The sequence below is a fragment of the Sorangium sp. So ce1153 genome (assembly GCF_051521595.1).
Taxonomy (GTDB): domain Bacteria; phylum Myxococcota_A; class Polyangia; order Polyangiales; family Polyangiaceae; genus Sorangium.
In genome coordinates, this window is sequence record NZ_CP150361.1 from 4,271,198 (window position 1) to 4,293,196 (window position 21,999).

At 69.0% G+C, this 21,999-nt stretch carries 18 protein-coding genes and 1 pseudogene; 3 read left to right on the top strand and 16 right to left on the bottom strand.

Annotation, left to right across the window (positions count from 1 at the left end):
• Nucleotides 1–239: 239 nt before the first annotated feature.
• From WME85_RS15190 to rpmH, 5 genes and pseudogenes are all read right to left on the bottom strand, one after another.
• Complete coding sequence (locus WME85_RS15190; RefSeq protein WP_436617144.1) at nucleotides 240–803, bottom strand: protein jag; 564 nt, start codon at nucleotides 801–803, stop codon at nucleotides 240–242.
• Nucleotides 796–2,580 (bottom strand): membrane protein insertase YidC, encoded by a 1,785-nt coding sequence (gene yidC, locus WME85_RS15195; protein ID WP_437838936.1) that lies wholly within the window; start codon nucleotides 2,578–2,580, stop codon nucleotides 796–798. Before yidC ends, WME85_RS15190 begins: the two co-directional genes overlap by 8 nt.
• Before the next feature lie 317 nt (nucleotides 2,581–2,897).
• A pseudogene (gene yidD / locus WME85_RS15200) lies at nucleotides 2,898–3,119 on the bottom strand (membrane protein insertion efficiency factor YidD); the annotation flags it as partial.
• Nucleotides 3,120–3,187: 68 nt separating this feature from the next.
• A complete protein-coding gene (gene rnpA, locus WME85_RS15205; protein ID WP_437838938.1) occupies nucleotides 3,188–3,718 on the bottom strand; it encodes a ribonuclease P protein component in 531 nt (176 codons plus the stop codon).
• A 6-nt stretch (nucleotides 3,719–3,724) separates the two neighbouring features.
• Nucleotides 3,725–3,874 (bottom strand): 50S ribosomal protein L34, encoded by a 150-nt coding sequence (gene rpmH / locus WME85_RS15210; protein ID WP_012235155.1) that lies wholly within the window; start codon nucleotides 3,872–3,874, stop codon nucleotides 3,725–3,727.
• Between the two features lie 256 nt (nucleotides 3,875–4,130).
• On the opposite strand from rpmH, the gene WME85_RS15215 reads away from it, so the two are divergent.
• Nucleotides 4,131–5,888, top strand: a complete 1,758-nt coding sequence (locus WME85_RS15215; protein WP_437838940.1) for an OmpA family protein — start codon at nucleotides 4,131–4,133, stop codon at nucleotides 5,886–5,888.
• A gap of 81 nt (nucleotides 5,889–5,969) precedes the next feature.
• On the opposite strand, the gene WME85_RS15220 is transcribed toward WME85_RS15215, so the two are convergent.
• The 11 genes from WME85_RS15220 to WME85_RS15270 form a co-directional block, all read right to left on the bottom strand.
• Nucleotides 5,970–6,167 (bottom strand): hypothetical protein, encoded by a 198-nt coding sequence (locus WME85_RS15220; RefSeq protein WP_437838942.1) that lies wholly within the window; start codon nucleotides 6,165–6,167, stop codon nucleotides 5,970–5,972.
• Nucleotides 6,167–8,323 (bottom strand): thioredoxin domain-containing protein, encoded by a 2,157-nt coding sequence (locus WME85_RS15225; RefSeq protein WP_437838944.1) that lies wholly within the window; start codon nucleotides 8,321–8,323, stop codon nucleotides 6,167–6,169. The genes WME85_RS15220 and WME85_RS15225 overlap by 1 nt, the downstream gene beginning before the upstream one ends.
• 61 nt (nucleotides 8,324–8,384) lie before the next feature.
• Nucleotides 8,385–9,695 (bottom strand): beta-ketoacyl-[acyl-carrier-protein] synthase family protein, encoded by a 1,311-nt coding sequence (locus tag WME85_RS15230; protein ID WP_437838946.1) that lies wholly within the window; start codon nucleotides 9,693–9,695, stop codon nucleotides 8,385–8,387.
• A 32-nt stretch (nucleotides 9,696–9,727) separates the two neighbouring features.
• Nucleotides 9,728–10,603 carry an acyl-ACP desaturase gene (locus tag WME85_RS15235; RefSeq protein WP_437838948.1) on the bottom strand — a complete coding sequence of 292 codons (876 nt, stop codon included), beginning with the start codon at nucleotides 10,601–10,603 and terminating at the stop codon, nucleotides 9,728–9,730.
• Complete coding sequence (locus tag WME85_RS15240; protein WP_437838950.1) at nucleotides 10,600–10,851, bottom strand: acyl carrier protein; 252 nt, start codon at nucleotides 10,849–10,851, stop codon at nucleotides 10,600–10,602. Before WME85_RS15240 ends, WME85_RS15235 begins: the two co-directional genes overlap by 4 nt.
• Before the next feature lie 3 nt (nucleotides 10,852–10,854).
• Nucleotides 10,855–11,739 carry a class I SAM-dependent methyltransferase gene (locus WME85_RS15245; protein WP_436617152.1) on the bottom strand — a complete coding sequence of 295 codons (885 nt, stop codon included), beginning with the start codon at nucleotides 11,737–11,739 and terminating at the stop codon, nucleotides 10,855–10,857.
• Entirely contained in the window at nucleotides 11,726–13,546 is a 1,821-nt protein-coding gene (locus WME85_RS15250) for a fatty acyl-AMP ligase (RefSeq protein ID WP_437838953.1), read from the bottom strand. The genes WME85_RS15245 and WME85_RS15250 overlap by 14 nt, the downstream gene beginning before the upstream one ends.
• A gap of 465 nt (nucleotides 13,547–14,011) precedes the next feature.
• Complete coding sequence (locus WME85_RS15255; protein ID WP_437838955.1) at nucleotides 14,012–15,118, bottom strand: DUF4340 domain-containing protein; 1,107 nt, start codon at nucleotides 15,116–15,118, stop codon at nucleotides 14,012–14,014.
• 27 nt (nucleotides 15,119–15,145) lie between these two features.
• The gene (locus WME85_RS15260; protein ID WP_437309829.1) at nucleotides 15,146–16,987 is read right to left on the bottom strand and encodes a GldG family protein; all 1,842 of its coding nucleotides are present in this window, start codon (nucleotides 16,985–16,987) and stop codon (nucleotides 15,146–15,148) included.
• A 9-nt stretch (nucleotides 16,988–16,996) separates the two neighbouring features.
• Nucleotides 16,997–17,731, bottom strand: coding sequence for an ABC transporter permease (locus tag WME85_RS15265; RefSeq protein ID WP_437838957.1), 735 nt, complete (start codon nucleotides 17,729–17,731; stop codon nucleotides 16,997–16,999).
• A gap of 5 nt (nucleotides 17,732–17,736) precedes the next feature.
• Nucleotides 17,737–18,933: an ATP-binding cassette domain-containing protein gene (locus tag WME85_RS15270; RefSeq protein ID WP_437838959.1), complete on the bottom strand. Its 1,197-nt coding sequence runs from the start codon at nucleotides 18,931–18,933 to the stop codon at nucleotides 17,737–17,739.
• 424 nt (nucleotides 18,934–19,357) lie between these two features.
• Between WME85_RS15270 and WME85_RS15275 the strand changes: the two genes are divergently transcribed.
• Nucleotides 19,358–20,605, top strand: a complete 1,248-nt coding sequence (locus WME85_RS15275) for an aspartate kinase (RefSeq protein ID WP_437842303.1) — start codon at nucleotides 19,358–19,360, stop codon at nucleotides 20,603–20,605.
• A gap of 449 nt (nucleotides 20,606–21,054) precedes the next feature.
• Nucleotides 21,055–21,978 (top strand): hypothetical protein, encoded by a 924-nt coding sequence (locus WME85_RS15280; RefSeq protein ID WP_437838961.1) that lies wholly within the window; start codon nucleotides 21,055–21,057, stop codon nucleotides 21,976–21,978.
• The last annotated feature ends 21 nt before the right edge of the window (nucleotides 21,979–21,999 follow it).

Sequence of the window (21,999 nt, forward strand, 5' to 3'; positions counted from 1 at the left end):
GGTCCCCTGCTCAAGGGGGCAGGGCCGCCGCCGTTCATGAACTGCGTCCGGCGGAGCGGAGGCCGCGCGCGGCCCGGTGCTTCACGCAGTGAACGCAGATGCTGCCCGGTTGCGGTTCCGGGAGCACGGGCGCGAGCGCAGGCTCACGCACCTCCCCGGGGGGTACCGGAGAGGTGCGGCATTATGCATGCGGGCGATCGGGTGTCAACGCTGGCAACGGCGCGGACGCGCGCTCTGGCTCAGCGGCGGACGGGGATGATCTGGACGCGGCGGGCCTCTCCCTCGCCGTCGCTCTTCGTGACGACGCCGGGGAACTTGGCCAGGGCCAGGTGGACGACGCGGCGGTCCTGCGGGTTCATCGGCTCGAAGGTGATGATCTTGCCCTCCTCGACCGCCTGCTTGCCCAGCCTGCGCGCCATGGAAGAGAGCGTGTCCTCGCGGCGCTGCCGGTAACCCTCGGCGTCGATGATCACGTGGCGCCGCTTCTTGCCCGGGCGGTTGATCACGCGGTTGGCGAGGAACTGCAGCGCCGAGAGCGTCTGCCCCTTCTTGCCGATCACGCGCCCCGCGTCCTTCCCCTCGATCTCGAGGCGGATCTCCTCGGGCGGATCCTCCTCTTCGTTCTCGAGGAGATCGACGGTGCAGTCCATGCCCATCGCCGCGAGCACGTCGATGACGAAGTCGAGCGCGATGTCGGCGCGCCCGTCCTCCTCGAACTCGGCCGCATCGCCAGCGCCCTGCGCCTCCGCATCGACATCGACGTCCGCCGCGTCGATTCCCCTTTCGGCAGCTTCACTATCCACGGACACGTGCTTTTCCCTTTCCGAGAGCAGGCGCCGACTTGTCGTCGTCGCCGGGAGTCTTCTTCATCGCGGATTGGGGCTCCGCGCTCGCGACCTCTCGCACCTGGATGCCGGCGGCCCGGTCGTTCTTCGCCTTCAGGTACCGCTCGACGAGCACCTGCTGCCCGATGCCGAGCCAGGTGTTCGTCAGCATGTAAACGCCGAGGCCGGCCGGGAGGAAGAGCATCATCGCGGTGAAGATGCCGGGCATCAGGTAGAGCATCATCTTTTGCTGCGCCGGGTCGCCCTGAGGGGGCATGATCTTCTGCTGGATGAAGCTCGACGCGCCGAGCACCGCGGGGATGATGAAGTACTTCCCCGGGGCCGACAGGTCCGGGATCACGGGGCCGAACGGGGTGTGGTAGAGCTCCACCGCGGTCTGGAGCGCGGTGTAGAGGGCGAACCACACCGGCATCTGGAGCAGCATCGGGAAGCAGCCGATGACCGGGTTCGCGACCTTGTTCTTGCGCCAGAGCTCCTGCATCGCGAGGCCGCGCTGGGTGGCGTCGTCCTTGTACCTCGCGTTGAGCTCATCCATCTCCGGCTTGAGCTTGCGCATCGCCGCGGCGCTCTTGATCTGCTGGATGCTCAGCGGGAACAGCAGGAGCCGGACGGTGATGGTGAGCAGGACGATCGACCAGCCCCAGCTGCCCACGGCGCGGTGGAGGACATAGAGGTACGAGACGAGGAGCTTCGCGATCGGCGAGAACCAGCCGAGGTTGATCACCTCGCTCGCCCCGTGGTCCACGGCGGCGAGCAGGTCGCGCTCCTTCGGCCCGGTGAAGGAGAGGACCTTGTAGGTCACCGCTCCGCCTGGCGCGAGCTCGTGCTCCGGATAGGCGAGCCGCGCGCGGTAGACGTGCCCGTGGCTCGGGTCCTTCGACTTCTGCGGGAACCGCGACGTGTCCCAGATCTCCTCGATCTGCGTCTCGGCCACCGGCTGCCCGGGCCCCTCCAGCGGGATCGCGATCTTGCTGAAGTAGCTGCTGGAGACCGCGGCGAACCGCCCGTTGCCCGGCGTGCGCCGCCAGCGCTCGGGGGTGAACTCCTTGTCCTTGAAGTCGCCCGGCTCGAAGGCGTCGGGGTGCTGGCGCTCGGTCTTCTGGTCGGTCGCGGCGACCGTCTCGGTGATCCACTCCGAGATCAGGCCCAGGTGGCCCTCGGTTTCCTTCTGCGTTCGCCACGCGGTCTGCTCGACGGCGAACCGGTGCTTGCGCGGATCCTGGGCGAGGTTCTCGACCGTCACCTGCAGCGAGAGCTCGAAGGGGCGCCCGGTCGCGGCGACGACCTTGGTGAGCCTCGTCGCCTCGTCGGTGTACGTGAAGGTGCAGCTCTTGCCGTCCTGCGCCGAGAGCTTCCAGTCGAGGTCATCGAACGGCACCTGCGGCGCGTTGCCGCCGGGCAGGTGCAGGTCCGTCCGGAGGGGCATCCGCGACTCGAGCGAGGTCGTGACCAGATCCATCGGCCTGCGCTCGCCGTCGCCGGTCGTGTACTTCGGGTCGGTCATCCAGAGGTGCCGCAGCGACCCGCCCCGCGTGGACAGCTCCGCCTTGAAGCGGGGTCCGTCGATCACGCAGGCCTCGGCGGGGGCGCGCTCGGCGGGGGCCGTGCTGTCGTTGACGTCGAGCGGCTGGAGCTGCTCCGCGGCGTTGCCGAAGAGGAGCGGCTTGCCGTACTGGATGAACAGGATGATGGCGAGGCCGAGGAACAGCCATTTGGCGATATTGCTGCGTTCCATGAAGTCCTTCGTCGGTCCCAGGATCTCGACCCGCGCCCTTCGCTGCTGGAGCCTCGTGACACCTCATGAGGCTGCCCAGGGTCGCTCCGGATGGGCTTCGCTCCGTGGCGTGTGGGGAGCCGCGCCGCCGGGGCCGTGTCGACGGTCGAGCGGGATCAGTCCATGAGCTTGACCTGGCCGCTGAAGCCCGCTCGCCGGGGAGGCGAGGCGTGCGAGGCGAGCTCCGTGCCAGCAGACGAACAGCGTGCCGCGTCCCGCCGATCAGCGTCCGGTTGCGGCGGCATCTGAGCCGCCGCAGCGCGGTGAAGACGCGGTGGAGGAGGAGGGTCGAACCCGCCCGGATGAAACGGGTGACACCTACACAGTCGCTTCAGCGAAAGCAAGCTCCCCCGGAGCGCTCCATGTCCCTGGATGCAGGCTGCGGCGTAGCGCGAGCAGGAAGGCTCGAACCGACAGACCGGCCCCATCAACGCCACGATGAGCCTGGAGAGCGTCACCTGATAGACGCGGATCAGCGCGAGGAGGAGCTTCGCCAGCATGCGGTGACCCGTGGAAGAGCAGGGAGCTTGGGGCTCGGCGCTCCACGGCGCAAGGCCACGCCGCATCATCATCGCGCCGGCGGTTCTTCCGCGTCTTGCGCGCCGGGCGTGGCGGCGGGGTCTTCCGCGGGGGCGCGCGCGACGGCGAGCGCGTCCCGCGCCCGGCGGCGGAGCACCGGGACCACGCTGCGCAGCTCCGCGAGGACGTCCTCGAGGCCGAGCGAGCCAGCGCCTGTGCGCAGGATCACCACGACGTCGACGCGCTCCGGGAAGAGCTCCGGGAACCTCCGGAAAGCCTCCCTGAGCAGGCGCTTCGCGCGGTTGCGCTCCACCGCGCCGCCGACCTTGCGCGAGGCGACGAGGCCCAGCCGAGGCGCCCTCGGCGGGGCGAGCGCCGCGCCTGTCTCGCCGCGGCGCGCGGCCCCGCCGCGATGCTGCGCGGCGGCGGGGGCGGCGACGAGGACGAGCAGATGGCGGGTGGAGACGCGGTGCCCGCCGTTCTGGATGCGGACGAAATCGGCCCGCTTGCGGATGCGGCTCGCGCGCGGGAAGGAGGAAGAGGAGGACGCCGACGAGCGCGGGCGCGCTGGCGTCGTCACGCCGCGCTACTTCTTGTAGATGGTGGGCGCGAGCCGGGCGCGGCCCTTGCGGCGGCGATTGTTGATGACCTTGCGACCGCCGGCGGTCGCCATACGCGCACGGAAGCCGTGGGTCCGGGCGCGGCGGGTGTTGTGGGGCTGGTAGGTGCGCTTCATGGCTGGTGGTCCCTTGGCGTTCTGGACCGCGAACGGCGGCGACCTGGCCGCACGTCAAGCGGGCGCGCAAGAAAGCACGGCACTCGGTCCAGGTCAACACCAGACGACGCGAGGCGGTCCCGGTTTGCCGTTCTCTGTCACCTTTCTAGGTGCATGGGTTAGCGTGTAGCCTCCGATCGACCGCGACGGCCGTTCTAGACGGGTCACAGGAGGGAATTTGGCGCGCACCGGAGCACAAAAGGGGGAGAAGCAGCAAGTGACTGCGCGGAGCGTCAAGCGACGCGCGCTGAGCGCTGCTGCGGCGGGGGCGTTGTTCCTTGGCGCGCTCCCTGCGAGCGCGCAGGTCAGAACGTTCTACCTGGACCGGCTCTACATGGCCGGCGCGCCCGAGGACTCGATCGCGCTCTGGCGGCCGCAGGTGGCGCCGCAGACGCGCTTCTTCGGGCAGTTCGGGCTCGGATTCGGCCTGAACCCCTTCCGGGTCGAGAACATGCTGAACGACGAGCGCTCCGCGGAGCGGTTCAGCCGGGAGCACGGCGCGCCGGTTTCCTCGCAGTTCATCGGGTACCTCAACGGAGGCGTCGAGTTCCTCGACCGCTTCAGCGTGCAGGTGGGGCTGCCGTTCGTCGCCTTCCAGACGAGCAACCAGACGAACGACTCGAGCGTCTCCGGCGCGCAGGACGCGGCGAGCCCGTCGGCCTTCGCGGTCATGGACCTGCGGCTCGACGCGCGGGCGATCCTGGTGCGCTCGGACGACGGCTTCTTCAAGCTGGGCGTCAACGCGGCCGCCTGGGTGCCGACGGGCAGCAAGATCTCGTTCTCCGGCGACAAGGCGACGAGCGCGATGCTCGGGCTCTCGGGCGAGATCGACCTCAAGAAGATGTTCTTCGTCCTCAACACCGGGGTGCAGTTCCGCCCGTTCGCCTCGCTCAACGACTTCAACGTGTCGAACGAGTGGCGCTGGGGGCTCGGCGGCTTCGTGCCGCTGCGGAACGGGACATTGCGGCTCGGCGCGCAGATCTTCGGCTCGACCGGCCTCGGCCGGAGCACGACGTTCACCGGCGACAACACCCCGCTCGAGTGGATGGCCGAGGGGCGGCTCGCGCTCGACGAGAAGAAGAAGGGGTGGCTCGGCGTCGGCGGCGGGACGCGGCTCACCGGCGGCTACGCGCCGGATTTCCGCCTGGTCGGGGTGCTCGGCTACTCGTTCGGCATCGCGGATGTCGAGCCCAAGTCTCCCGGCAGGCGCTTCCAGGCGGTCCCGCCGCGCGCGGCGGACACGGACAAGGACGGCCTCCCCGACGACATCGACCTCTGCCCGACGGATCCCGAGGACGGCAAGCCGCCGAACGCCGACGACGGCTGCCCGGCGCTGCCCGATCGCGACGGCGACGGCATCCCCGACACGAGCGACAAGTGCCCGGATCAGCCCGAGGACTTCGACAAGATCAACGACGCGGACGGCTGCCCGGAGGACGACGCCGACGAGGACAAGATCCCGGACGCGAAGGACGCCTGCCCGAAGGAGCCGGGCGAGCCGAGCCCCGAGCCGGCGAAGAACGGCTGCCCGCAGTTCATCCGCCGCATCACGGGGTCGAGCGAGATCCAGATCCTGAAGCAGGTGCAGTTCGCGACCGGCAGCGCGAGGATCCTGCAGAACAGCTACGGCATCCTCGACGAGGTCGTCCGGCTCCTGAAGGTGAACCCGGAGATCACGCTCGTCGCGATCGAGGGCCACACGGACAACCGCGGCTCGGATCAGCTGAACGAGAAGCTCTCGAACGACCGCGCCCACTCGGTGAGGACCTACCTGATCGATCGGGGCGGCATCGATCCGGCCCGGCTCACGGCGGCCGGCTTCGGGCCGAGGCGGCCGATCGAGACCAACGACACGGAGGCAGGTCGCCAGAAGAACCGCCGCGTCGAGTTCCACATCCGGGAGAGCAACACGGGCGGCAACAAGGCTGGCGACAGCAACGCCGGCGGCAACAGTGGCGGTACGGTCACGCCGTAGGCGCCAGAGCCGGACGGCCCGCGCGGGAGCGCTGCTTTGCGCGCTCCTCTCCTGCGCGTGCCGCGCGGAGCAGGGCACGCCCTACGCGTGCAGCTGCACCTTCGTCACGGACTTCGACGACGACGCGAAGCTGGAGGTGGAGATCTGCGCGCCCAGCGAGGACCGCGCCGAGGGCGTGGGGCGCGGGTGCGCGCAGACCCACGCGCCCGGCCCGGTGTCCGGCTGCGCGTGCAGGAGCTCCCCGGGCCGCGGCCCGTGCGAGCTCCGCGCGTGCCGCACTACCCCAGCAGCGCCCTGAGCTCGGCGGGCTCCGTGACGGGGGCCGAGCACGCGCGCCCGCGGCAGACATAGGCCACGGCCGCGCCGGGGCGCGCCGGCTTGCCGTCGGCGACGACCTTCGCCGCCGCGGCGCTCTCCGGGCGCGCCGGATCCACGACGACGACCGCGCGGTCCGGCAGGTAGGCCTTGAACGCCTCGCGCGCGAGGTCGCCCGTAGCTGCCGCGCTCGCCTCGCCGACCACGACGACGGTCACGCTGCCGCGCGCCAGGCGATCGAGCACGCACACGGTCTGGCCGAGCCCGAAGGGGTTCTCGAGCGCCGTCGGCGCGAGGGCCTCGAGCTGCTTCTCCGCCGGCGCGAGGTAGCGCTCGTCGGCGATCTCGGAGAGGCGAAGGCAGAGCAGCGCCGCCATCGAGACCGCCGACGGCACGGCCTGATCGTAGATGTCCTGCGTGCGCGCGATCAGCGCGTCGCCGTCGTCCGGGGTGAAGAAGAACCCGCGCGCTGCCTCGTCCCAGTGGTGCGCGATCATCGCGTCCGCGATCGCGCGGGCGACGCCGACGTAGCGCGGCTCGGAGGTCGCCTCGTACAGATCGAGCGCCGCGTTCCCGAGGTACGCCTGGTCGTCGAGGAACCCCGGCCGCACGTCGCCCCCGCCGGGGCGCTCGGCCTTGGCGCCGACGGGCGCGCCGTCCTTGAGGTAGCGGCCGACGCGGCCGCCGCGCATGAGCTTCCGCTCGAGCACGGCGAACGCGCGCGCCGCGGCGTCGACCCAGGCGGGCTCATCCAGCGCGCGACCCGCGTCGGCGAGCGCGCCGATGAGCAGCCCGTTCCAGCTCGCGAGCACCTTGTCGTCGCGCGCCGGCCGGGGCCTCTCCTCGCGCGCGGCGAGCATCCTGGCCCGGGCGCGCGCGAGCGCCTCGCGGCACCGCCCGAGGTGCGCCGCGGAGCCTCCGCCGGCGCCGCAGTCGAGGACGGCCGCGGCCTGCTCGATCGTGCGGTGCTGCGAGAGCACCGTCGCGCCGGTGTGCTCGAAGTTGCCCTCCTCGGTGACACCGAAGACGAGCCGGGACATGTCGTACGCGAGCTGATCCTCGCCGACGGCCGCGCGCAGCTGGTCGAGCGTCCACACGAAGAACTTGCCCTCGCTCCCCTCGGAGTCGGCGTCCTGCGACGCGTAGAACCCGCCCTCGGGGTCGCGCATCTCGGCGAACAGATAGCCGACGAGCTCGCGCGCCGTCTCGGCGTAGATCGGCTTCTTGAACGCGCGGAAGCCGTCGGCGTACAGCCGCAGGAGGAGCGCGTTGTCATAGAGCATCTTCTCGAAGTGGGGCACGAGCCAGCGCTCGTCCGTGGAGTAGCGGTGGAAGCCGCCGCGCAGGTGGTCCCAGATGCCGCCGTCGCGCATCCTGTCGAGCGCGAGCTCCACGCTGTCCGCCGCGACGCGATCGCCCTCCAGCACGCCGCGGCGGAGCAGCACGTCGAGCGACATCGTGTTCGGGAACTTCGGCCGCGAGCCGATGCCGCCATGGCGGTTGTCGAAGCGCGCCAGGAGCTGCCGCGACGCGCGCCGGAGCAGGTCCGACGAGGCGGGCTCGACGGCGCACGCGGCGCCCGCGTTGCGCTCCGGCGCGCGCTGCGGGCGCTGCGTGCGTTCGATCGCCTGGGTGATCTCCTGCGCCTGGAGCTCGACCTCGGCGCGGCGGTTCCTGTACGCGTCCGCGACGGCGTCGAGCACCTTCGGGAAGCCGGGCATGCCGAGCTTGTCCTTCGGCGGGAAGTACGTGCCCGCAAAGAAGGGGCGCTGATCGGGGGTGAGGAACACGGTGAGCGGCCAGCCGCCGCTCCGGCCCATGAGCTGCACGACGAGCTGGTAGATGTGATCGAGGTCCGGCCGCTCCTCCCGGTCGACCTTGATGTTCACGAAGAGCTCGTTCATGCGCCTGGCGATCGCCTCGTCCTCGAACGACTCGCGCTCCATCACGTGGCACCAGTGGCAGGCGGCGTAGCCGATCGACAGGAGGATGGGCCTGTCCTCCCTCCGGGCGAGGTCGAGCGCCTCGGCCCCCCACGGGTACCACTCGACCGGGTTGTGCGCGTGCTGCAGGAGGTACGGCGAGGGCTCGCTCGCGAGCCGGTTCGTGTGCGCTGCCATGGAGCCCACCTAGCGCCGGGCGAGGGGGACCGCCAGCCGTCGGGGGCGCGCGCCCGGGCGCTTACGCCCGCTCGAGCACCAGCGCGCAGTTGTGCCCGCCGAAGCCCGCCGAGCACTTCACCGCGTAGCGCAGATCGACCTGCCGCCGCTCTCGCACGACGTCCAGGGAGCACTCCGGATCGAGCTCTTCCACGTTGATCGACGGGTGCAGCAGCTGATCGCGGAGGGAGCACACGACCGCGATCGTCTCCACGGCGCCGGCGCCGCCGAGCAGGTGCCCCATCATCGACTTGGTCGCCGAGATCGGGATGCGCGCGAGGCGCTCGCCGAAGACGCGCCGCAGCGCGAGCACCTCCGCGGCGTCGCCCTGCGGCGTCGAGGTCGCGTGCGGGTTGATGTACCCGATCACGTCCGGCGCGGCGCCCGCCCTGGCGAGGGCGCGCTCCAGCGCGAGCGCGAGCCCGAGCCCGCCCGAGTGCGGCCGCGTGAGGTGCTCCGCGTCCGTGGTCATCCCGAAGCCGGCCACGTAGGCGAGCGGCGTCGCGCCGCGCGCGCGCGCGTGCTGCTCCTCCTCGAGCACGAGCGCGCCCGCGCCCTCGCCCATCACGAAGCCCTGGCGGCGCCGGTCGAACGGGCGGCTCGCGCGCGTCGGATCGCCGTCGACGGCCTTGGCGAGCGCCTTCGCGTTGCCGAACCCCGCGACGGTGTTGAGCCGCGTCGCGGCCTCGGCGCCGCCCGCGACCATCACGTCGGCCTCGCCCGCCTCGATCATGAGGACCGAGGTCGCGATCGAGTGCGTGCCCGTCGCGCACGCGCTCGCGAGGTTGTACGACGGCCCCATCAGCCCGTAGCGCATGGAGATGAGCGCCGCCGCGCCGTTCGGCATCACGCCCGGGATGAAGTACGGCGACACGGCCCGCGGGCCCCGCGCCGCGCTCCGGCCGACCTGCTCTTCAAAGATGTCGACGGAGCCCATCCCGGTCGACATGAGGCACCCGACGCGGGTCCGGTCGAGGCCGCCGGCCGGCGCCGTGGAGCCGGCCGCTGCGCCAGCGCCCTCCGCCGCCTCGTCGTCCGCCGCGGGGGCGCGCTGGATCGGCGCGATGCCTGCCTCGCGCAGCGCCTCCACCGCCGCCGCGAGGCTCAGGTGGGTCACCCGGCCGTAGATGTCCGCCTCCTTGGGCGACAGGTACTTTCCGACGTCGAACCCCTTCACGCTGGCGGCGATGTCGCTGCGGAGCTTGTCGACCGGAAAACCGCGGATGAAGTCCACGCCGGACCGGCCGGCGAGGAGGTTCTGCCAGGTGGTCACGGCGTCGTTGCCCAGCGGGCAGACGGCGCCGATCCCGGTCACGACGACGCGCCTTCGCATCGGGGGCTCGTTCTTCTTGTCAGGGGGAGGGTTCAGGCGGACAGCGCCTGGGGCGCGTCGTTCTGGGTGGGAGCGGGCGCGAGGGCCTCGATCGACGTGGCGCGGCGGCGCTCGCCGCCGTGGCGCAGGTCGAGCGCGGCGCGCTGGGCGGCGAGCATCTCGTGCCGCCCCACGCCGAGGTACTTGAGGATCGGCATGTAGACCTTCTGGATGAACACGTTCCGATCGACGCCCGCCTCGCGCATCTTCAGGATGCGGGAGTCGTAGTCGGGGACGATCCCGACGCCGGGCATCTCGAAGTTCGCGAACACGTGCGCCATGTCCGCGAGCGTCCCCTCGCGATCCTCCTCGAGCAGCACCTTGATGACGCTCTGGTAGAAGCGGCAGTGGGCGATCTCGTCGCGCGCGATGTAGTCGTAGATCGCCCGCAGGCACTCGTCGTTCTCCGCCGCGGCGCGCTCCCTGTGCTTCACGTAGATGACGAACGTCGCCATCTCCTGCACGCAGCCGTAGAACGTCATCTGCCGCGGCGTGTGGAACGGGAGGCTCCACTGCTTCGCGAAGATCTTGTGCTGCAGGTCGGTGAGCTGCTCCTCGGTGCGCTTGCCGGAGCGCAGGAGGTACTGCATCAGCGTGAGCGAGTGCTTCGACTCCTCGTAGGCCCAGTTCGCCTGGAACCACGCCTGGCCGAAGTAGCTCCGCACGATGTTGATGCCGTTCGCCACGTAGTCGGGCAGGTACATCTCGACCGAGCAGAAGGTCTCCGCGCAGAGCGCGAGCTCCTCGCTCGCGTCCTTGTTCACGCGATCCCAGGGGATGTCCTGGAAGACGTTCCAGCGGCGCTCGCGCTCCGCCTTCTCGAAGAACGTCATGTACTCCTGGAAGATCTTCTCCTCGAGCCCGCTCATGCGCTCGCCTCCAGCCGCTCTCCGACCTTCTTGCAGAGGTCGCCCACGGTGATGAGCTCGACCAGATCCTCGTCCGGAATCATGATCCCGAGCTCGGTCTCCATCTCTCCGACGATCTGCATCATCGACAGCGAGTCGATGCCGAGCTCCGTGATCACCGACGCCGCGGTGACGTTGGGGAACTCGCGCTTGTCCACGCGAGCGGCAACCGTCTTGAATACCTCGAGCAGATTGGTCATGTCCGTCATGGTTCAGTCGATCCTGCGAAGCTCGTATTGAGCGAGGGAGCTGTAGTGCTTGTCGAACGCGTTCACGCACGTCGACAGGTAGCGATCGTAGTCGTCGAAGACCTTGTCCCCCCACGTCGACCGGATGGTCTTCTCGTTCAGCCTGAGCCGGCGGAGCCACTCGGCGGTGGTGCGCTGGTAGTGCTCGCGCCGCGTGTTCACCTGCATCACCTCCCAGTACGGGTTCGCCGCCTGGATGATGTCCTCGAGCCGCGGGTTCAGGCCGCCGGGGAAGATCTCCTTCGTGACGAAGTAGATGTCCTCCAGATCCTTCCGCGTGCCCGCGGGGAGCCCGCCCCAGGGCGTCATCCGCGGCGTCCGGTTGCGGAGGATGGTCTGGAGGCCGAACCAGGCGCCCTTGTTCGTGAGCTCCCAGGCCTTCTTGAAGTAAGCCCGGTAGATGTCGATCGCCTTGCCCTGGCGCGCCTCCTCCGGCGAGCACAGGTGGTCGATCATGCAGATCGAGATCAGGCTGTCGAAGCGCTCCGGCGTCGAGAAGGTCCGGAAGTCGCCGCCGATCACCTCGACGCCGGGGATCTTGCGGGCGTTCACCTCCGCGGCCTGCGCCGTGGAGAGGGTGACGCCGACCGCGCGCTTCACGCCGCGCGACGTGGCCACGTACTCGAGCGCCGCGCCCCAGCCGCAGCCGATGTCGAGCACCTTCTTCTCGGGCGCCACCTTCGCGAAGTCCGACAGGATCCGGAGCTTGTTCAGCTGCGCGGCCTCGAGCGACTGCTCGGGAGACTCGTAGACGGCGCTCGTGTAGTTCATGCGCTCGTCGAGCCACAGCCTGAAGAACTCGTTCGAGACGTCGTAGCTGACCTCGACCTCGGCCTTACTGGATCCCATCGATGACTCCTTCGACAACAACACGTGCCGGGGCGCCGCCCGGGCGGCCCCCTTCGATTCGCGCCGCCGCTCCGCTCGCGCGGTCCGCGTCGGCATGGGGGGAGGGCAGGGCGCCCTCGTCGAACTCCGCGGCGACCTCGAGCTCGCCGTCCTCGAAGCGCCGCTTCATCTCGCGGCGGCGCACCTTGCCGCTCGACGTCTTCGCCAGCGTCCCCCGCTTGATGAGCGCGACCTCGGAGAGCTGCACGCCGAGCTCGGCGCGCACGGCCTGGGTGATCGCCTGCGCGACGCCGGCCACGCTCCGCTTGACCTCGGCGACGACGACGGCCTGCTCGGCCCCCGAGGCGCTGAGGCACGAGAACGCGACGCAGTGGCCATCGCGCACCCCCTCGACGGAGGCAGCGACGCGCTCGATGTCCTGGGGGAAGTAGTTCTTGCCGCCGAGGATGATCAGGTCCTTGGAGCGGCCGCAGAGGTACACCTCGCCGCCGGCGGTATAGCCGAGATCGCCCGTCCGCAGCCAGCCCCCTCGGAAGGCGGCCTCGGTCGCCTCCGGCTCGTTGTAGTACCCGGCCGCGACGCTCGGGCCGCGCACCCAGATCTCGCCGACCTCGCGCTCGCGGAGCGGCGCGCCGTCTGGCCCCGCGATGATGAGCTCGTGGCAGGGGAGGGGGCGTCCGCAGGAAACGAGCTCCAGGGACGCGCCGCCGTTCGCGGGCCGAGCCCGGCCGGCCTGCATCGCCTTCGCGTCCACGCGGTCGGTGGTGAGCGGGGCCTCGAGGTCGCTGAAGGTGATCGCCAGCGTCGCTTCGGCCATGCCGTACGAGGGCAGGATGCTCTCCGGGCGGAGCCCTCGCTTGCGGAAGCGGTCCAGGAACGCGCGGAGCACGTCGGCCTGGATCGGCTCGGCGCCGCACCCGAGCGCGCGCAGGCACGAGAGGTCCCAGCTGCCCGCCTGCGCGTCGGTGACGGCGCGCGTCGCGAGGGCGAAGGCGAAGTTCGGGGCGAAGGTGATCGTACCGCGGAACCTGTGGATCGCGTCGAGCCAGAGCGACGGACGGCGGATGAACGCCGTCGTCGGCAGGAACATCACCGGCACGAGCGCGTAGAGCGGCGCGATGACGAAGCCGATGAGCCCCATGTCGTGGTAGAGCGGCAGCCAGCTGACGCCGCGGTCCTCCGGGGTCGAGCGCAGCCCGTCGAACATGATCGCGTGGCTGTTCACCGAGAGGTTGCGGTGGGTCACCATCACGCCCTTCGGCCGCGAGGTGCTCCCGGACGTGAACTGCAGGAACGCGAGGTCGTCGAGGGACACCTGCCACGGCCCCGCCGCCGACGCGTCGAACCCCTCGGGCGCGCGCAGGTCGCGCTCGAGGACGATGCGCAGCCCTGGCAGGCTGGGCTCGCCCCCGTGGCCGTTCGCGGCGAGGTACGCGTCGATCATCTCCTTGAGCTGCTCGTTCGTGACGAGCACGCTCGCGCCGGACGCCTCGAGGATGTGCTGCACCGTCTCGCTGTACGCCTCGAGCTTCGCCAGCGACTGCGGCGGATACATCGGGACAGCGACGATGCCGGCCGTGAGCGCCCCCACGAAGGTCAGGACGAACTCGTCGGCCTCGGTCAGGATCAGCGCGACCCGGTCGCCCTTGCGGAGCCCGAGCTGGCGGAGCGCGTGTGCCCGGCGCTGCGCCTCGATCCAGAGCTCGGCGTAGCTGATCGAGCGCTCCTCGCCCGAGCTGCGAACGAACTTGACCGCTCGATCGGCGTGCGCCGCGTTGTGCTGGAGAACTTCGACGAACGTTCGCATGGACTCTCTGGCGGCTCAGGCCGATCGGGCGTAGGGATCCGTCCGACAGGGACGCCCCGGGCCCGAGTGAGCGCAGCCATAAGCGAAATCCGGGCCAGGGCAAACAGAAAACACGGAAATGCAGGGTTTGAGCCTGATTCCGCTGTCCGGGGGCGCCCCGGGTGACGAAAAATCGTGCGCAGAGTGCGTCGAATATTCGTCACATGTCCCCGGCGGATGCGAAGTCGGCTTCGCGTGGTGCGGGTGACGAGCCATCCGGCGCTGCCGCGTCGACGGCGGCCTGGCGCCTGGCGGTGGCGCTCACGCGAGCGCTCGCCCGATGTTCACGGCTGACGGCGCGCCGCCTCGTTCCCCGCGGCGCGCGCCGCGCTGCTGCGTGCAGGCGCCTGCGGCCCCCGGGCGCACAAAACGCGAAGAGGCGCCGGTCGCCCGGCGCCTCCTCGACCTCATGCGCGCTGTCGCCGACTACTCGACCTCGTCGCCGCCCATCGGCATGCCGCCCATGGGCATGCCCATGTGGCCCGCCTCGTCGTCATGGGCGTCCTCGCCCTTCTTGTCGTCCTTCTTCTCGCTCTTCTCGAACCGCTTCTGGTCCGCGAGCGCCCAGTCGGCCGACCAGGACGAGATCACGTAGATCGTGCCGTTCCCGCCCTCCTTCGTGGCGTAGCGGCTCTGCCCCTTCGCGGTGTTGCCGACGTTGATGGTGAAGTCGCCGGCGTTGTCCTTCAGCTTGATCTTGACGATGCCGCCGCTCGTGGCCGGCGCGTCGAGCCCCGTGTCGGAGGCGGACTTGCCGTCGCCGAAGTCCTCCGCGCCGAGGCCCTGGTAGGCGCGGAGCAGGTCCTTCACCTTGGCCTCGTCGAACTTCTCCCACTTGGCCTGGGCCGCGCCGATCTTGCCGCCCTTGTCGCGCGGCGCGAACGTGCCGGCCCACTTGTCGCCGTTCTTCGAGAAGCTGAACAGGCCGTTCTTGTTCTCGATCGAGGCCTGGATCACGTTGTCGTCCTCGAACTTGAGGATCGAGTTCTCGCGCCAGTTCTTCGCCTCGCGCGTGTACAGGTAGCTCGAGTAGCCCCCCGCGACGTACACGCCGTCCGTGCCCGCGACGCGCGCCATCTGCCCGCGCGAGCCGCTCTTGCCGAAGTACACGTCGAGCGCCTTCTCGTCGCCCTTGTACGCGACCACGTGGACCGCCTTCTCGTCCGTGAGCTCGTACTGCCCGTAGGTGGCGCTCGTCCTGTCGATCGCCTCCTTCAGCTTGAGCTCCTTCAGGTTGTCGAGGAGGCTCCGCACGTTCGCCGTGTGCGCCTTCGCGTTCACGGGCTTCGTGACCTCCCACGTGTCGCCCTTCTTCTCGAGCGTCACGTCGGACTTGTCGGCGTTCTTGATCGAGATCTTCGTGACCTTCTCGACGTCGTCCTTCGAGACGCCGACCTTCGGCAGGTCCGCCGTCGCGGCGGTCACCGAGTGCGCCTCGAGCTGCGCCTTCTGCTTGCTCTGCGCGAGGTAAACGCCGACGCCGAGGAGCGCGAGGACGACGAGGGCGATGTAGATTTTGTGCTCGGTCTTCATGGCTCTTTCACCCCATGGGGCCCTGGCTCAGTCGAGCGTGATGTTCCCGCGGGCGCTCTCCCGCCGCCGCCACCGCACGAGGCCGAACACGGCGAAGAGGGCCGCCGGCAGGAGCGTGAGCGTCCACTGCACGCGCTGCTGCACGGTCTTGCGCTCCGCCCTGTACTCCTCGGCCTTCTTGGCCAGCGTGGCCTCGTCGTCCGTGGCCTCCTGCTTCGGCTTCTCGATGCCCGCGTAGGTCAGGTTGGTCTCGCTGAACATCTTCGCGGTCGCCGCGAGCAGCGTGCTGTCCCCGGCCATCCAGTCGAGGGTGTTCTTGAACGTGAGGATGGTCGCGGTCAGGTACTTCTGCGCGTAGGGCTGCGAGAGCATCAGGAGATCCTCGTCGCCGCCCATCCCGCCCATCATCTGCATCTGCGGCGGCATCGGGGGCGGGTTGCCGGAGCGGGCGAACGGGTTCGCGAGGAACTGCGACGCCGAGAGGACGAGGATCCGGCCCCGGTCCGCGCTCTCCGCGGGCGCCGCGATGCCGAGCCCCTCCTGGCCGCCGAAGGCGCTCTTGAGCTTGCCCTCGACCGTCACCGCGATGGCGCGCTGCGCGTACTCGCCCTTCGGCTTCCACTCGGCCGAGAACTTCATGTCGATGTTCTCGGACGTGTCGACCGTGGTCTTCGGGGTCGAGCGGGCGACGACCTTCATCGTCGCCTCCGGCTGCTTCTCCGGGTGCGGCACGAGCGTCGACGGGAACGGGAACGAGAGCTCGGGGAGGCGGAAGAAGCCGGGGAACGATGAGTCGAGGATCTGCTCGTTCTCGTCGAAGCGGCTGTCCTCCTGGAGCTGGAGGATGCCCGGCGCGCGGAACCACATCATCTGGCCCGACTGCGTCTGCACCGGGATGGCCATCGAGCGGCTCCAGTCGAGGATCGCCTCCTTCTTCATCTCGACGCCGTAGCCGTCGAGCAGCTTCTCGAGGCCCCACGTGTTGAGCGTCGCCTTCATCGAGGGGTCGGACGCCTTGAGGTTCACCGCGCCGGCGAACACGGCGAGCGCCTTGTTGCCGAGCATCATGAACTGGTCGATGCGGCGCAGCTCCTTCTCGGTGAACTCCTTGCCCGGCTGCGTGATGACGAGGCCGGCGAGCTCCTTGTTGATCTCGGTGTCCCCGCCCTTCAGGTCGACGTCCTCGAACTTGTAGAACGGGAAGTGGTGCTCGAGCAGCTGGCGCATCGACGGGCCGCCACGGCCGCCCTGCGACGGGACGAGGTTCGGGTCGGAGAGCTTGATCTCGTCCTTGCCGGTCACGATCCCGATCTTCGTATCGATGCCGTCCGCTTTGTCGCGGATCTCCCGGATCGTGTTCGTGATCCAGAACTCGAGGCCCTGCGCCTGGTCGGGCGAGAGCATCGGGATCGCCTCCTTCTCGCTGCCGTACTTGAAGGCGACGCCCATGAACCCGCGGGTGATCGTGGCCTGGTCCTGGCCGGTCTCGCTCCCCTCGCCGAACGCGGCCTCCTGGAGGCCCGCCTCCTTCGCGGCGGCGCGCTGCTCGTCCGTCTTCGGCTCGATGATCGAGTAGTGGAGCTTGCCGTTCGAGGCCTGCTCGTACTCGTTCATCAGGTCGGTGAGGTCCTGGATGAACGCCTCGTGCTTCGGGAGCCCGCGGGTGACGTAGACGTCGATCTGGAGATCCTGCTTGAGCCCCTCGCGGACGAGGTGCGCCGAGCCCTTCGAGAGGGTGAACCTCTCGTTCTTCGTCATGTCGATGCGCTTGTAGGCGCTGAGCGAGATGACGTTGGCCACCACGAGGATGGCGGCCACGATGGCCAGATAGACGCCTGTTTGCGTCGCGGCTTTGGCTTTCCGTTCCATGGCTTGTCCTTACGCCCACTTCCTGCGCTCGAGCGCCCTGAACGCGGCCATGAGGCAGCCCGCGGTGATCGAGAGGAAGAAGACGATGTCTCGGGTGGACACCATGCCGCGCGCGAACGGCGCGAGGCGGGTGTCGAAGCTGATGAAGGAGAGGACGTCGCGGATGAAGGCGGGGGCGTAGTCGGCGAAGTTGTCCACGCCGTGCAGGAAGCCCAGCAGCAGGAAGGTGATGAAGAACGCGATCACCTGGCTGTCGGTCAGCGACGAGATGAGGAGGCCGATCGAGACCGCCGCCGCGCTGTAGAGCACGAGGCCGATGTAGCCCGAGACCACCGGCCCGGTGTCGAGCGCGCCGAGGTGCCAGGGCCACGAGAACATCAGGATCGGGTAGAGGATCGTCGAGAAGACGAGCACGAGCACGAGGCCCCAGGCGCCAAGGAACTTCCCGAGGACGACCTCGTGGTCCTGGACGGGGAGGGTGATCAGCATCTCGAGCGTGCCGCTGCGCTTCTCCTCGGCGAGGAGCCTCATCGTGATGACGGGGATGATGAGGAAGGAGAGCCCGATGGGCGCCCACATGAACAGCTGCGCGAGCGAGGCGCGGTCCGCCTGCCAGAAGCCGCCGTTCATGAAGAAGAAGATGACGCCGAGCGCGATCAGCCCGAAGCAGATCACGACATAGGCCAGGGGAGAATCGAAGTTGGAGCGGAACTCCCGCTTCGCGATGGTCAGGGTGGTGCTCATACCGTTCAGCCCTTCTTCTTGGCCGGCGCTTCGTCCTCCGCGCCTTCGTCGTCGTCGTCGTCGTCGCCGTCGTCCTTGGCCGCCTCGTCGTCGGCGCCGTCCTCGTCCTCGTCGTCCTCGTCGTCCTCGTCGTCGGCCGCGGCGCTCGCCTCGTCCTCGTCGTCGAGATCGTCGGTGATCAGCTTGCGGCCGCGGTCCTTCCGCTCGTCGCCGCGCGTGAGCGCCTTGAACACGTCCTCGAGGCTCTGCGAGTCGCGCCGCATCTCGAGGAGGAGCCAGCCCTTCTGTACGATGAGCTGGAAGAGCTCGGGCCGGATGTCGCCGCCGAGCGCGCCGAGGATCTGGAAGCTGTGGGCGCTGTCGTCGGTCGGCAGCTCGGTGACGCTGGTGACGCCGGGCAGCCCTGCGAGGGCCGTCTGGACCTCCTGGGCGGTCGGCGGCTTGCGCGAGCCCGACCGGTAGCCTTCGCCGCCCTCGAAGACCTTCTTCTCGTGGACGGTGACGACGTACCGGACCTTGCCGCTCTTGGCGCGGATCTCGTCGAGCGGGCCGTCGGCGACGACGCGCCCCTTGGAGACGATGATGGCGCGCGCGCAGGCGGCCTCGACCTCGGAGAGGTTGTGGGTGGAGAGCAGGATGGTCCGCTCCTTGCCGATCTCCTTGATGTAACGGATGACCTCCGCCTTCTCGTTCGGGTCGAGATCGCTCGTCGGCTCGTCGAGGATGAGGATCGGGGGATCGTGGACCAGCGCCTGCCCGAGGCCGACGCGCTGGCGGTAACCGTGGGAGAGGGTGCCGATGTCCTTGCCGAGCACCTGGGCCAGGCCGCACACCTCGACGATCCCCTTCATGCGCTTCCTGAACACCGACTGATCGAGGCCGCGCATGTCGGCGACGAACGACAGGTATTCCCAGACGTTCATCTCGCCGTAGAGCGGGGCGCGCTGGGGCAGGTACCCGAGCTTGCGCCGCACATCGAGCGGGTCGTCGAAGACGTCGTAGCCGTGGACCCGCGCCGTCCCGGCCGAAGCCGAGATGAAGCAGGTGAGGATGCGCATGGTCGTCGACTTGCCGGCCCCGTTGGGTCCGAGGAAGCCGACGACCTCGCCGCGATGGACCTCGAAGCTCACCTTGTCGAGCGCGCGCAGCGACCCATAGCGCTTGGTCAGCGAGCTCGCCTCGATCATCACATCGCTAGCCAAAATGACCTCCTTCGATGGTTCCTTGAACGCGGAGCGCCCTGCTCCGCGGCTCGCCCTTCGCGATCCCCCGCCTAGCCGACGGGCGCGCCGTCGGGGCGCCCTGGATCGCCCGTTACCCAGGCGAAAGGCGGCGCCATCGTAGCGGCGGGGGGATCTCTGTCAACAGCGCCGACCCGAAGCGGCCGGGTCTGGTGTTTATTCCCGGCGATCGGGCCTGCTCCGGGCCGGGTTGTTCGGGCTATCCCCGATTCCCGAGGTGGGGTGGGGTGGCAGTTCATCCCGGGCGTGCTGCGCTCGCCTGCTCGAAGGCGTGCTCCTGTCGGCTCGGATGCGTGCTTCCGTCGGCTCGGATGCGTGCTCGACGGAGCAGTGGGATTTCCTCTTGACCCGGGCGTCCACGTTGGACTAGTTGGCCACACCTCGCGTGAGCCTTATCGTCCAGAAGTTCGGCGGCACGTCCGTCGGGTCCATCGAGCGCATCCAGCGGGCGGCCGCGCGCGCGCTCGCCACACAGCAGGCCGGTCATGACGTCGTGGTCATCGTGAGCGCGATGGCCGGCGAGACGAACCGGCTGCTCAAGCTGGCGTCGGACATCGCGCCCGTGGCTGACGCGCGGGAGATGGACGCGCTGGCGGCGACCGGCGAGCAGGTCTCGGCGGCGCTGATGGCGATCGCGATCCAGGCGCAGGGCGGCAACGCGCGGAGCTTCCTTGGCCACCAGCTGAAGATCCTGACGGACAGCGCCTACACGAAGGCGCGGATCAAGGCGATCGACGCCCAGCGGCTGCACGAGGCGCTGGCGGGCGGGAAGATCGCGGTGGTCGCTGGCTTCCAGGGGGTCGACGACGCGGGCAACATCACCACGCTGGGCCGGGGCGGCAGCGACACGAGCGCCGTGGCGATCGCGGCGGCGGTGGGCGCCGAGTGCGAGATCTACACGGACGTCGACGGCGTTTACACGACGGATCCGAACATCTGCAAGACGGCGCGGAAGATCGAGCGGATCAGCTACGAAGAGATGCTGGAGCTCGCGTCGCTGGGCGCGAAGGTCCTTCAGATACGGAGCGTGGAGGTTGCGATGAAGTATGGTGTCCCGGTGCACGTGCGGTCGTCGTTCTCGGACGTGCCGGGCACGTGGGTTGTCGGCGAGGAGCAGTCGCTTGAGAGCGTGACGGTGACGGGCGTCGCCCTGGACCGGAACGAGGCGCGGGTGATGCTCGTCGGCGTCGACGACAAGCCGGGCGTCGTGGCGCAGATCTTCGGCGCGCTGGCCGAGGAGAACATCAGCGTCGACATGATCATCCAGAACGCGCCGAGCTACGGCCAGGAGGTGCGCGGCGCGTCCGGCCTGGTGAAGGCGGACGTGACGTTCACGGTCGGCAAGGCGGATCTGCCGCGGGCGAAGCTCGTGATGGAGAAGGTCGCCGGCGGCGTGGGCGCGGTGGGTATCCGTTACGAGGAGGACATCGTGAAGGTGTCGATCGTCGGCCTCGGGATGCGCACGCACGCTGGCGTCGCGGCGCGGATGTTCCAGCTGCTCGCGGCGGAGGGGATCAACATCCAGGCGATCTCCACGAGCGAGATCAAGATCTCGTGCCTGGTCTCGACGAAGTATGCTGAGCTCGCCGTCCGTGCGCTGCACGATGGCTTCGGGCTCGGCGCCAAAGCGTAACGAAAACTGTGCTACGGTCGTAATGCGCTCGCTGTGAGCGGCCGCCGACACTGTCGGGAAGGCTGCTCGCGGCGCGTTGCGTTATGGCGTCGCGATCGCTCCGTGAGGAGCGCACGGCGTTGCGTTTCGTCGTGGAGGTTCGCATGCGTAGCAGGGATGTTGGGCTGCTGGGGCTAGGCGCGCTCTGCGCGATGGCGCTTTCCATCGGCGCTGGTGGATGTCAGCCGGAGGGGAACACCGGCGTGCCGGGGGGGCCCGGGGGACCTGGTGGGCCGGGGGCGACCACCGGCGAGGGCAGCAGCGGGGCGGGGGCGAGCTCCGGAGATAGCAGCGGCGGGGGCGAGCCGGCGACGGCGACGACGGGGAGCGCTGGCGGGGGTGAGGGCGGGGGAGGGACGGGAGAGCCGCCGCCGCCGCCGGCGCGGGTGGCGACGATTCAGGAGATCACCATGGGCACGGTCACGTCGGGGATCGTGGAGCTGAAGGGCGTCGTCGCGATGAGCCCGAAGTTCCTGGTATCCCAAAGCAGCGCGGGCCGCTGCACCTATGGCGTTTATCTTTCGGCGCCAGGGCTGACCGAGACCGCTCCCTATACGGGAATCCTTGCCGTGGACCGTGGCAACGAGGCCACCACCGGAGATGATGGAAAGCGTTATTGCGCCAAGCTCGGTGAGCAGCCTGCAGGGAGTGAGATCCCCGATGACGTGGTGCCTGGTGACGTTCTGGACGTGATCGGACAGGCGTCGTATTTCCTGCTTGATTACTGTGGTGTGGATGTATGCGGCGATCTGCTCTGTGAAGAACAAGAGCGTGCATGCTACTCCGATCGGACGGCGTGCAACGAAGGCGAGCACCAATGTTGGGAGGACTGTAGCGAGGATCCTCTACCGTACGCGGATAGCAAGGTTCATCAGCGACAGCTCGCCTATATCGACAAGATGGATAAGGTTGGAAACGCGCCGGTGCCCGCGCCACATTTGCTGGATAGCCAAGATGCCGCCTTGTTGAGCTCGCCCACGGATGAGCGGTTTCATGACCAATGGGGCGGTGTGAAAGTGCGAATCGGCAATGTCACGGCGGTTCCTTGGTCGGAAGGGAATGTCGTCAATTTTGGCAACATCGTCGTAGATCTCGACAAGGAGACCGGCTCGTCGACGTTGCAAGTCGGTAATAATATTTATTACCGCGGGTATGCTCCCAGTGATGACTCATGTCACAAGGGGCCGACTTTCTCGGACTCGATGTCAACGTGGAATCAAATCGACGGATTCAGTGCGCTGGATGAATGCATCTGGACTCTGCAGGTCGTAGACCCGTGCGCCGGATTCGTTCCGGCCAGTGAGTTGTGCGGCGCCGAGGTAAGCTGCCTCTAGTAGAGTCCGGAAGGCAATACT

What these genes read in the sequence shown, in the direction of transcription:
- WME85_RS15255 (WP_437838955.1), bottom strand. Translation starts at nt 15,118, where the DNA reads ATGAAGACCGAGCACAAAATCTACATCGCCCTCGTCGTCCTCGCGCTC.
- WME85_RS15245 (WP_436617152.1), bottom strand. Translation starts at nt 11,739, where the DNA reads ATGGGATCCAGTAAGGCCGAGGTCGAGGTCAGCTACGACGTCTCGAAC.
- rpmH (WP_012235155.1), bottom strand. Translation starts at nt 3,874, where the DNA reads ATGAAGCGCACCTACCAGCCCCACAACACCCGCCGCGCCCGGACCCAC.
- WME85_RS15250 (WP_437838953.1), bottom strand. Translation starts at nt 13,546, where the DNA reads ATGCGAACGTTCGTCGAAGTTCTCCAGCACAACGCGGCGCACGCCGAT.
- WME85_RS15240 (WP_437838950.1), bottom strand. Translation starts at nt 10,851, where the DNA reads ATGACGGACATGACCAATCTGCTCGAGGTATTCAAGACGGTTGCCGCT.
- WME85_RS15280 (WP_437838961.1), top strand. Translation starts at nt 21,055, where the DNA reads ATGGGCACGGTCACGTCGGGGATCGTGGAGCTGAAGGGCGTCGTCGCG.
- WME85_RS15265 (WP_437838957.1), bottom strand. Translation starts at nt 17,731, where the DNA reads ATGAGCACCACCCTGACCATCGCGAAGCGGGAGTTCCGCTCCAACTTC.
- yidC (WP_437838936.1), bottom strand. Translation starts at nt 2,580, where the DNA reads ATGGAACGCAGCAATATCGCCAAATGGCTGTTCCTCGGCCTCGCCATC.
- WME85_RS15230 (WP_437838946.1), bottom strand. Translation starts at nt 9,695, where the DNA reads ATGCGAAGGCGCGTCGTCGTGACCGGGATCGGCGCCGTCTGCCCGCTG.
- WME85_RS15235 (WP_437838948.1), bottom strand. Translation starts at nt 10,603, where the DNA reads ATGAGCGGGCTCGAGGAGAAGATCTTCCAGGAGTACATGACGTTCTTC.
- WME85_RS15225 (WP_437838944.1), bottom strand. Translation starts at nt 8,323, where the DNA reads ATGGCAGCGCACACGAACCGGCTCGCGAGCGAGCCCTCGCCGTACCTC.
- WME85_RS15260 (WP_437309829.1), bottom strand. Translation starts at nt 16,987, where the DNA reads ATGGAACGGAAAGCCAAAGCCGCGACGCAAACAGGCGTCTATCTGGCC.